At 43.1% G+C, this 10343-nt stretch carries 9 protein-coding genes; 5 read left to right on the plus strand and 4 right to left on the minus strand.

The features are described from left to right. Nucleotides 1-326 precede the first annotated feature (326 nt). The 4 genes from AC1DSE_RS22345 to AC1DSE_RS22360 all read left to right on the plus strand — a co-directional run bounded on the left by AC1DSE_RS22345 (nucleotide 327) and on the right by AC1DSE_RS22360 (nucleotide 3724). On the plus strand, nucleotides 327-1139 hold the full coding sequence (locus tag AC1DSE_RS22345) for an alpha/beta fold hydrolase (RefSeq protein WP_477511943.1): 813 nt from the start codon (nucleotides 327-329) through the stop codon (nucleotides 1137-1139). A 134-nt stretch (nucleotides 1140-1273) separates the two neighbouring features. Then, nucleotides 1274-1708, plus strand: a complete 435-nt coding sequence (locus AC1DSE_RS22350) for a YciI family protein (RefSeq protein WP_477528207.1) — start codon at nucleotides 1274-1276, stop codon at nucleotides 1706-1708. 244 nt (nucleotides 1709-1952) lie between these two features. Beyond that, a complete protein-coding gene (locus AC1DSE_RS22355; RefSeq protein WP_441880929.1) occupies nucleotides 1953-2609 on the plus strand; it encodes a transmembrane-type terpene cyclase in 657 nt (218 codons plus the stop codon). Nucleotides 2610-2824: 215 nt separating this feature from the next. Continuing rightward, nucleotides 2825-3724 carry an SDR family oxidoreductase gene (locus AC1DSE_RS22360; RefSeq protein ID WP_477511976.1) on the plus strand — a complete coding sequence of 300 codons (900 nt, stop codon included), beginning with the start codon at nucleotides 2825-2827 and terminating at the stop codon, nucleotides 3722-3724. 84 nt (nucleotides 3725-3808) lie between these two features. Here AC1DSE_RS22360 and AC1DSE_RS22365 read toward each other — a convergent pair whose 3' ends face one another. The 4 genes from AC1DSE_RS22365 to AC1DSE_RS22380 all read right to left on the minus strand — a co-directional run bounded on the left by AC1DSE_RS22365 (nucleotide 3809) and on the right by AC1DSE_RS22380 (nucleotide 8960). Beyond that, nucleotides 3809-5494 carry a response regulator transcription factor gene (locus AC1DSE_RS22365; RefSeq protein WP_477511944.1) on the minus strand — a complete coding sequence of 562 codons (1686 nt, stop codon included), beginning with the start codon at nucleotides 5492-5494 and terminating at the stop codon, nucleotides 3809-3811. A gap of 28 nt (nucleotides 5495-5522) precedes the next feature. Beyond that, complete coding sequence (locus AC1DSE_RS22370) at nucleotides 5523-6848, minus strand: ABC transporter substrate-binding protein (RefSeq protein WP_477511945.1); 1326 nt, start codon at nucleotides 6846-6848, stop codon at nucleotides 5523-5525. A 121-nt stretch (nucleotides 6849-6969) separates the two neighbouring features. Continuing rightward, nucleotides 6970-8751 carry a sensor histidine kinase gene (locus tag AC1DSE_RS22375; RefSeq protein WP_477528208.1) on the minus strand — a complete coding sequence of 594 codons (1782 nt, stop codon included), beginning with the start codon at nucleotides 8749-8751 and terminating at the stop codon, nucleotides 6970-6972. 26 nt (nucleotides 8752-8777) lie between these two features. Continuing rightward, entirely contained in the window at nucleotides 8778-8960 is a 183-nt protein-coding gene (locus AC1DSE_RS22380) for a hypothetical protein (RefSeq protein WP_441880924.1), read from the minus strand. A gap of 53 nt (nucleotides 8961-9013) precedes the next feature. On the opposite strand from AC1DSE_RS22380, the gene AC1DSE_RS22385 reads away from it, so the two are divergent. Further along, nucleotides 9014-10343: ABC transporter substrate-binding protein (locus AC1DSE_RS22385; protein WP_477528209.1), on the plus strand; the 1330-nt coding region annotated here is incomplete at its 3' end.

Raw genomic sequence — 10343 nt, forward strand, 5'->3', positions numbered from 1 at the left:
ATAATGCCCGCACTCTATTCTCATTTGCTTACATTCCTCTCAAACTGCTATTCGGTTGCGCCTTTGACGATCTACAACTATTTAAGCATAGTTACTGCAAATCAGAGATACTAGGGATAAAATAGATATAAACAAATAATCCTGCGCTTTAGATAGCAAATCCCTTTCAATCCTTCATTTTATACAAGTTTACATAACCCTCGTTTTTGCTTTTAAACAGCAAGCAAAATATTTTTAAATTGTTTATGAAATGGTGTCGATATTCCCATCAGCGGTTCGTCGTCTTAATAAAGACATAAGGCTATTTATTCTAAGGAGGCAATCAAATGTATACCGCAACTTCTAAAGACGGAACCAAAATCGCATATGACAAAATGGGTAAAGGGCAAGCACTCCTATTAGTAGCGGGTGCTTTCAGTTACCGAAAATTCCCCGCACAAGTACAGCTAGCACAATTATTGAGCGAGCACTTTACGGTTTACAACTACGACCGCCGCGGCCGCGGCGATAGCGGCGATACACAGCCATATGACACAACCCATGAAATCGATGACCTTAAGGCGATGATTGAAGAGGCTGGCGGCTCAGCATATGTTTGGGGACTGTCATCTGGAGCAGTTCTCGCCCTACAGGCCGCTTCGAATGGAGCTAATATCACAAAACTGGTTTTACATGAGCCGCCATTTGTTGTCGATGCAGCAGATCGCAAAGCGCCGAAAGACTTTGCAGAACAGGTCATGAAGCTGATTGCACAAAATCGCCGTGCAGATGCCATCAAATATTTTATGACTAAAGGCATGGGAGCCCCCTCCTTTATAGTTGCCATGATGCGCATGATGCCAAGCGTTTGGTCTAACCTTATGGCTGTCGCTCATACACTCCCCTACGATGCAGCATTATTGGATGGCTTTATGGATGGAAAACCACTTCCTGCCAAGCTTTGGAGTACGGTTACAATGCCAACGCTGGTGATTGAAGGAACCGAAAGTCCAGCTTCACTGCGGCGGGGTGCCCAGGCCATTGCTAAGGTGCTCCCACATGCCCAGCTCGTTAGTAAAAAAGGGCTTGGACATACCAAGAAGCTCGACGCCAAACGAATCTCTGTGGAGCTTATCGCTTTTTTTAAGAACAATCACTAAATAAAAATAATAACGAATAGATGTAGATGAGATGTCGATCTATCGATGATTAATTCGTCGAATAAGTAGAAGCTGAATTATCGGACTTACTTCAATCGGTATAAGCTTTACTAAAAAATAGGAGGAATACACCTATGAGATTTATGATGATTGTAAAGGCTACAACAGATTCAGAGGCTGGAGTTATGCCAAGCTTGGAGCTCATTAATGCTATGCAGAAGTATAACGAGGAGTTGGTAAAAGCCGGTGTCTTGCTTGCTGCTGATGGACTGCTGCCAAGCTCCAGCGGCATTCGGATTTCTTATCCGGAACCAGGTGGCAAGCCGAAGGTGATAGACGGGCCGTTTACGGAAGCCAAAGAATTAATTGCCGGTTACACGTTGATTGAAGTCAAATCCAGAGAAGAAGCCGTTGAATGGGCCCTTCGTTTTCCGGATCCCCATGGATTTGGCCAAGGCGTAATTGAGCTCCGACAAGTATTCGAGGCAGAAGACTTAATGAACAATCCCGAAACCCTTGCAAAGGAAATGGRGCTTCGTAAACAAGTTGTCGACCAAAAGAATACGTGAATTCATCCTCTCTTCACCACGCTATTAATTTGTTAAAAACGCTAAGTTTTGAGAAAGGAGATCCTTGTCGATCTCCTTTTTCATTTTCCAACTAACAATAGCCTGGCTTCCCTTTGTGGGCATAACAATTCTTCTCTTTTTTCGTTCAAGGGTCTACAGGACATACTAATTTCATATAGATAGACAAGCTAGATGCCTGTACTAGTTGGGCGAATCATATTAGAAAGGATGCGATTGTCGTTATATGGAGCATCTGTTGCCTTTAAAAGTAGAGTTTCTTCTCATGTTTGGGGTAGCACTATTTTGGACGATCGTCTATATTCTCGTTATTTACAAAGGGTTTAAGGATCAAGCCTGTGGAATGCCGCTCGCCTGCATATGTGCAAATATTACTTGGGAATTTCTATTTACCTTTATTATGCCGTTTCACCCGCTTCAGCAAATCGGGACCTTAGTGTGGTTCTTGCTTGACTGCATTATTCTGCTTCAATTCCTCTACTATTCCAAAGGCACCTATCCTAAACGCGTTATTCACGCTTCTGTTTTCGCGCTGCTTGTAATCGCATTTCTGCTGCATTATGGTATGGCGGTTGAATTCCATGATAAGATGGGCATTTATTCGGCCTTTGGCATCAATCTGCTCATGTCGATTCTCTTCATCCGAATGCTGATGATCAAAGACTTGAAGGGACAATCCCTGTCTATCGCTTATTTCAAAATGATAGGCACTTTATTCGCCTCCATCCTCTGCTTCTCGCTCTTTCCGCAATCTCTACTATTGTTTATCATGTATGTTTTGATCCTTGTACTGGACATTGTTTATATCCTACTTGTTTATAGGCTTTCAATTAAAACCGTTCACAAACATACGATCAATAAAACACCGCATATCAATGCCTAATGCCTGCTAGCGGATTTCTGCGGAATAACCTTGCTCGGCAAATAATTGCTCGGCTGCATCAAGAATGATCGCTTTGCTTCGTGCAGTATCATAAGTCCTTTTCTTCTAAACAGCCATCTTTATAAACTCCCTCCAATATGCAAACTAACTAAGAGTTGCGTTTTAGTTGCTGGGTGAATACCCTATTGCAATGAACTCAAATGGAGGATACCATGATGATTCCGTTTTATCCCTATTATGGCTACGAAACAAAGTGCAAACAGGAGCCCCTAACCTTTCCGCCCCAGCATCAAGACAGGCAGCCTGGCCTTGAGTACAAAATGAACCCATTACCGATTTCCGACAATCCCGCATATAAAGGAAGTGGAAAGCTGTCCGGCAAAGTAGCTATCATTACTGGAGGAGACAGCGGAATTGGCCGAGCTGTTGCCATTGGCTTCGCCAAAGAGGGTGCTGATGTCGTTATCGTTTATTTGTACGAACGTCAAGACGCGCTTGCAACTCAGCAAATGGTAGCGCAATACGGTGGTCGCTGCCTGCTAATTGAAGGTGATCTCCGCAGGCCAGAGCTCTCCACAGAAATCATCAGAATAACACTCGAGCATTATGGAAAAATCAATTGCTTGGTGCTTAACCAAGGAGTCCAGTTTCCTCAGACGAGTATTTTGGACATATCGAATGAGCAGCTGGAAGATACTTATCGGACCAATATTTTTCCTCATTTCTATTTGACGAAAGCCGCGCTTCCATATCTTCAACCAGGCAGCACCATCATCAGCACAGCCTCCGTAACTGCTTATGCAGGTGCCCCGCTTCTGGTCGATTATTCTTCAACAAAAGGGGCAGTCGTATCTTTTACCCGTTCGTTATCGCTGCAGCTCGTTAATTGCGGGATACGTGTTAATGCTGTTGCACCGGGTCCGATATGGACACCTCTGACCGTCTCCAGCTATCCAGCTGAATATGTGCAAACATTTGGCGCCAATACGCCAATGAAACGCGCAGGGCAGCCATTCGAGCTCGCTCCAACCTACATTTATTTAGCTTCAGACGATTCATCATTCGTTACAGGTCAGGTATTGCATGTCAATGGCGGAATCATGACAGAAACTTAGTCTTCGCTGCCTTCTTACCTTTTCACAAAATAAGGGGTTGCTCCTCAAGTAGATTAACCTACTTGAGAAGCAACCCCTTAGCATTTATGAATGCTTTAAATAATAGGAAGCCGTCATGGGACGTTTCTCACATTTCTTGCGATAGGTTACTGGACTAAGTCCCGTCACCTTCTTAAAAATTCGGCTGAAATGCTCAGGATTAACATACCCTACACTTTCTGCTACATCGTAAATTTTCAACCCGTTCTCTAGTCCTTCTTTCGCTTTTTCAATTCTTAAATTGGTCAAATAGTTGATAAAATTAATACCGATTTCTTTCGCAAATTGTTTGCTAAGATAACTGTCACTGACTCCGACCATGGCGCAAATCGTAGACAAATGCAAATCTTCATTAAAATGATTATCTAATATAGCTTTAGCTTTCGCTACAACAGGGCTCAGCCAAGCAGCTGTTTTGTCGAGCTTAGGATGCAGCTTATCATGCAAGGCATCAAGAAATAATTGCAGCCATTCCATGGTTTCCTCCCATGTCTCTATACTCCGGACATGCTCAACCGGTTGAGGAAATCTTTCATGCAGCTTATCCCACGACATTCCTCGCTCATGCATCAGCGTACCCGTTTCCCAGATCAAATCGCTGAGTGCTTTTTTGATAGGCTCAGGCGAGGATGGAAAGTATTCAAGCAGCAGCTTGAATCCGTGCTGAATGGACTGTTTCCATCGCATAGGGTCGGTATCTTTTAGCGCTTGCAGCAGCTCGAGCTTAAATGGCGCCCATGCTTCTTTCCAATTGTCCTTCTCTGAACCCATTGATCGTTCGGCTTCTGGATAAATCAAGTGATCATATCCTTGATAGTAACTAAGAAGGGAAAGCCGTTCAGCTTGACGGAACAAACGATTCCACTGCATCACTCCATTGGCAGAGTCACTGATGCCGATCGATAAATGGAGATTCAAAAACTGCCGCAGCCTTATTTTCACATCCGTTAAGACGGCTTGGGTCAAACTTCGAATAGCCATCGCACTGCATTGCTCAGGGAAGGTGAAATATAGGATATAGTTCCGTTCATCATGACGACAAACGCGGCATATTCCTTCATTTCTATCCGTGTTCGTTACGGTTCTAATGGTTTGCATAATGATTTGCTTCGTATGCTCGAAGTGAACCACTTGAGATAATCTAATGAAGGCTACCTTCTGATTTTTCTCGCCCAACTGTTTCCGAACGATATTCAATCCTAATTTCAACTGTTCATCGAGTTCATATTCAGATGAGCTCAATCCATCTGACACCGACAGCTGATGGAGCATGGAACAAACGATTTCGTCTTCATCTAGGGCAGACAATTCAGGTTCCGCAGCCTTGCTCTGCTCACGCCTATTCAATTCCTCCACTGTCTTATTCAGCACAGGCGCAATATATTGTTCATCCAATTTCGCCTTTAGCATATAATCAAACGCCCCAAGTACAAATGAGTCTCTTACATAGCCATAGTCGCCATATGCACTAAGCATAATAATAAGCGGCGGGCGTTCGAACGACACATCTCTAAGTGCTGCAAGCAGCTCCACACCATTCATGCGCGGCATCTTTATATCTGCGAAGATGATGTCGATATCCTGACGATCTTTTAGAAGATGCAATGCTTCTTCTCCGTCGCCAGCCTCTCCTGCAATTTCAATATTTGTTGAAGTTAAAGCGATATATTCCCGAAGCGCTAATCTGGCTAAAGGCTCGTCATCCACGATAAAGGCTTGGTATTTCGGCATCTTACTCCCCCTCATACATCGATAGGCTTTAATTATGCTGAACATATTGCACCGCTTTGCTCCAGTTTTCATTCATCTTGTTCTGAATGCCTGCTACCGACTCGCCTGCAAAAATTTCTTGCGCCAGCTTTTTCTCGTCATACTGCGCTGCGTTTTTCACTTGTACAAATTTCTCATCTAACGCGGAATACATAAAAGGTACAAATGGATGCTCTCTATTCTCCTCATTAAAAAAGGGAAGTATGGACTGAACATCCGTTAACGTCGATGAGCTTTGTGAGTTATTTATAAAAGCCTGATAAACCTCGGGGCTGAATACCCATTCTAGAAATTGTATCGCTTCTTCTTTGTTTTTGGAGTTTTTGTTAATCGCCATATACTGGTCCGGCATCGTTACAGAAAGCAGCGGTTCTTTGGTCGTTTCCCTCCACGGCAGTGCAAAAGCACCTATATCCTCATCATTGCTCACTTTTGCCACATGATCCGAGTAATACCATTGACCGAGTGCGATCATTGCCGCTTCTCCGGACTGAAACAATTGTTTCGCCTGATCAAAGCCAATTTCGAGCGCGTTGGGACCAGCTAATTTATTTTCAGCGATCGTCTTGAGCATATCGGCTGCTTTGCCAAAGGCTGAGCCTTCTCCGAATGGCTTCAATTCGTTTGATATATTGGCCAAATAGTTCTCGTCCTTCGAAAGGATTGGCGGTCCAAATTCAATAAATGGATAGAAGGTCCAATCATCTTTGCCCCCGATAGCAATCGGAATATATTTGCCGTGCAAATTAATTTGATTCAGCACATCCATAAATTGTCCTAAGGTTTGCGGAACACTAACGCCCACCTCTTCAAAAATACTTGGTCTATAATACACATACTCAGAGAAGGATATGAGCGGCAAGCCAAGTGTTTCCCCCTCTATTTCAGCTGGGTATTTATTTCTGCTCGTTGCTTGCAATTGATTAAGAGACAACAATGAATTTTTATAAATAGGCAAATGACCCGGTTTCAAATAAAATAGGTCAGGCAAATCATTTGCCGTCAGACGCACCTTTAAATATTGGCCGCTATTATCTGGAATCGTCTCTACTTCCACTGTTACATTTGGTTTGAGAGCCGAATATTCCTTCACCTTCTCCGTCCAAAATTCGATATCCGTCTTCGATTCCCATATTCCAAATTTCATTTTTACCGGCTGATTTTGATTGGAGGTTTGTTTCTGCGGTGTATTAACAACCAAAGAATAAATCGTATCATTGGTATCAGCCTTAAACATACCGATCCATCCTGCAAGCAAGCCTACCGATATCAAAGTAACGACTAAGACTGTGACAATATTTTTGTTAAATTTCATTTCCACTTCTCCCAGCAAAACCTGAACCCGCAAACGAATGATTGCGCTTTCAAGTATATGGCATTTATTATACAGCGTTTATGGTTAGAAAAGATGACATTTTTAGTTCAAACATGATCATTTATGCTGAAAAATCAGCCATTTCCTCATCCGGTTCATTAATCAAAGGCAATCGAATGCTAACCTTTGTTCCCTGCGGCAGATTAGACTCGTACCGTAATCCATATTGCAAGCCGTAGTGCAGTTGTATCCGTCGATGTACATTTCGATTACCCATTCCGCTAAACGTATAGGAGGCCGTTCTGTCTTCAAGCTGATCAATGACGTCTGACGTCATTCCCATCCCATTGTCTGCGATCGTAATGAGTAAATTTTTATCCTCCTTTGCGATTGTGATTGTGATGATTCCAGGGTAATCAATATCCTTTAGACCATGAATGATGCTATTTTCCAATATAGGCTGCAGCAATAGCTTTAACAAATAATGTCCTGAAACCTCAGGATCGATGTTCCATTCCATTTGGATGGGCCTGCCGAAACGAATCTCCATAATGTACAAATAATGCTTCAAATGGTCGACTTCGTCCGCTATCGTAGTTAGAAGCCCGCCGCGGTTAAAAGAGGAAGCTAAAAGCTGTGTCAACGAGTGAGTCATGTTGCGGATATTGTCCGCTTTGCTTATTAAAGCCATAAACTTAATTGCGTTTAACGTGTTGATTAGAAAATGCGGATTAATTTGCGACTGCAGCGCGGCAAATTCAGCTTTACGCTTTTCGACCTCCTGCTTCTCACGCTGGCTTATTAACTGGCGAACCTGTTCGGTCATTAGATTAAAGGAATGGCCCAGCCTTACCATCTCCAAGCTGCCTGAGCCTGTAAATTTCGCATTTAAATCTCCACCCGTTACACGAACCATTTGGTGGAGCAGCACACGGATCGGCTTTGTCACATTGGAAACAAAATAGAAGGAAACGAGCACAAACGCTAAAATGATCAAAATAGCGAGAAACCACACAAACGAATTTACATTTCGGTAATTGGCGAGCAAATCTGCGAATGGAATAATTTGAACAATGTACCAATCCGTATTGTCTACTTTTGCATATGTTATTAATTTCTTATTGTCCTCTGAGTCATCCACGAAGGACCCTTCTACACCGCGGCTTATTTCTTTCGACCAATTGTTCACAACGTGGCTTCCTCTATCAATAACTGTATTCGAAGCGATGATTTGACCTTTGCCGCTTACAATATGCAGAACTGATTCCGAATTATCGCGTGACTGCAAAATATGATCGAAAGTTCCGCTTTCAAATGTAAAGAGGATCAATTCCATTTTGGACATCCGATTAGTCGTGCTTGGAGAGAGCGCAGCGGCCATCATGTACGGATTGTAATTCCCATAAAGAGCGTTGGGAAGCATGCCTTGAAACCGTATGACGTCAGGCTTGCTAATCGTGTCACGGTACCAATCTTGCTCGCGTACAGCAGAGTCATCCAACATCATGTTTTTTAAATAAGAATATGATTTTCCGTTATCAAAAAAAAAGTTAACAGAGAGCACACGGCCAGAGACCGATGCGGTGTACTTCTCGATCATTATTTTCAGCTTATTGGCAGCCTTCTGCTTTTCGATGCCGCTCAAACGATTAATATCAAATATGGTGAAAATGACATCCTGATCTACGCCAATCGAAGCAAACAGACCAGACATGCGATTGATTTCTTGACTTACTGAATATGAAAGCGCTTTCGATATTTGCAGTGAGCGCCCAGTGTTTTGTTCGAGAATATCCCGTTCGTAAATGTTCAATATGACTGAGCATATTAAAAAGACAGGTACGATAACAACCGAAATAAAAAATAGTTTTAATATGGTAGACATGCGCAAGTTTTTTTGCATATTGGCTCCTTGATTAGATGTTAGGCTTACTCCTCGTATATAACCACCTCAAGCTCATCGCTGTCAATATTCATTTTGGCAAAACCTATTTCCTTTCTATTAATAAAGTAATGCACCCGCTCGCTGTTTGCTGCAACCGCTTCCTTATCAGCAATAACCAAATATAAATTGAGTACAAAATATGACGGATTCAGTTCAAAAATGGTCATGTACCCGGTTGCATACCCAGCGGTATACTTACCAAAAAAAGGAGGAGTCAACAATGCAAAGAAACAAAATATTTTCGATTTTATTAACAGTAATGATGATCTTTTTAGCCGTCGGGTGCTCAAACTCGAAGAGCAACAACCCGGAGGTTACCGAGTCTCCCGCTCCTGCTGCAACAACCGAGCCCACTTCTGCTGCCGAGCCAAGTCCCGATGCTGCCGGCCTTGATGGCAAAGTGGTCTTCTGGTCCATGTGGAGCGACACCGAACCGCAAGCAAAAGTGATTAAAGTGGCAGTCGATGAATTTAAAGCTGCTAATCCAAAAGTTACCGTCGATCTGAAGTTTACAGGACGGGATATTAGAAAGCTGATTAAACCAGCACTCGACGGCGGCGAACAAATCGATATATTCGAGGATGATCCTTCCGTTACGATGGCGATAGTTAAGGACCATTTGCTGAAGCTGGATGAATATTTGGCTACACCATCTGTAGGCATGGAAGGAAAATCATTGCAAGATTCACTTATGCCAAGCTTAATGGATTGGACAAAATCTTTGTCAGTAACAGCAGGACTTGAAGAAGGCCACTATGCGATTCCACAACAGCCGTTCGCTGTACTATTTTTCTAYAACAAAGAAGTGTTTGAGAAAGCAGGAATTACGACTCCGCCTAGCTCATGGGAGCAGTTTATGGAATATTGTGAGCTGATTAAAAAATCTGGCGTTGCTCCAATTACATTCGATGATGCATACCGTGATTTGTTTATCGGCGGATACCTCAGCAGCGCAATGGGCAATGAATGGGTCGACGCACTCGTGAATGACAAAACAGGCGAGATGTGGAAGGATCCAATCATCCTTCAATTCGCCAAAGATATGGTCATGATGAAAGAGAAAGGTTACTTCTCTTCTAAGCTTGCAGGCAGTAAATACCCAGCTGCACAGCAGGATCTCGTATTCGGTCAATCCGCAGCTTATCTGAACGGCACTTGGCTTCCGAATGAAGTTTCTGCCACAGCAGGTCCTGATTTCAAATGGGGCTCCTTCCAATTCCCAACTGTGCCTAACGGCAACGGAAAAGGTCAGAATGAGCTGACATTTGGCGCACAAGCTCTTATGCTGAACAAAAACAGCAGCAATAAAGAAGCTGCTATCGAATTGGTTAAATATCTGGTAAGCCAAAAAACACAAGCTGAAATGGTGAAGCAAGCTCAAGCTATTCCCGTTTCTATCGATACAGAATGGCCTGCAGCACTCGCTGAAGCAGAAACAGCAATTAACAACGCTAAGGTCAATGCGCCTTGGGGCTACGGAATCAACAACTCCGCTGACTTCTCCAAAGGTGTAATCGTACCCGTATTTATGGAGCTTGCCGCTGGTAAAT

The sequence above is a fragment of the Paenibacillus sp. 01L418 genome (assembly GCF_056400045.1).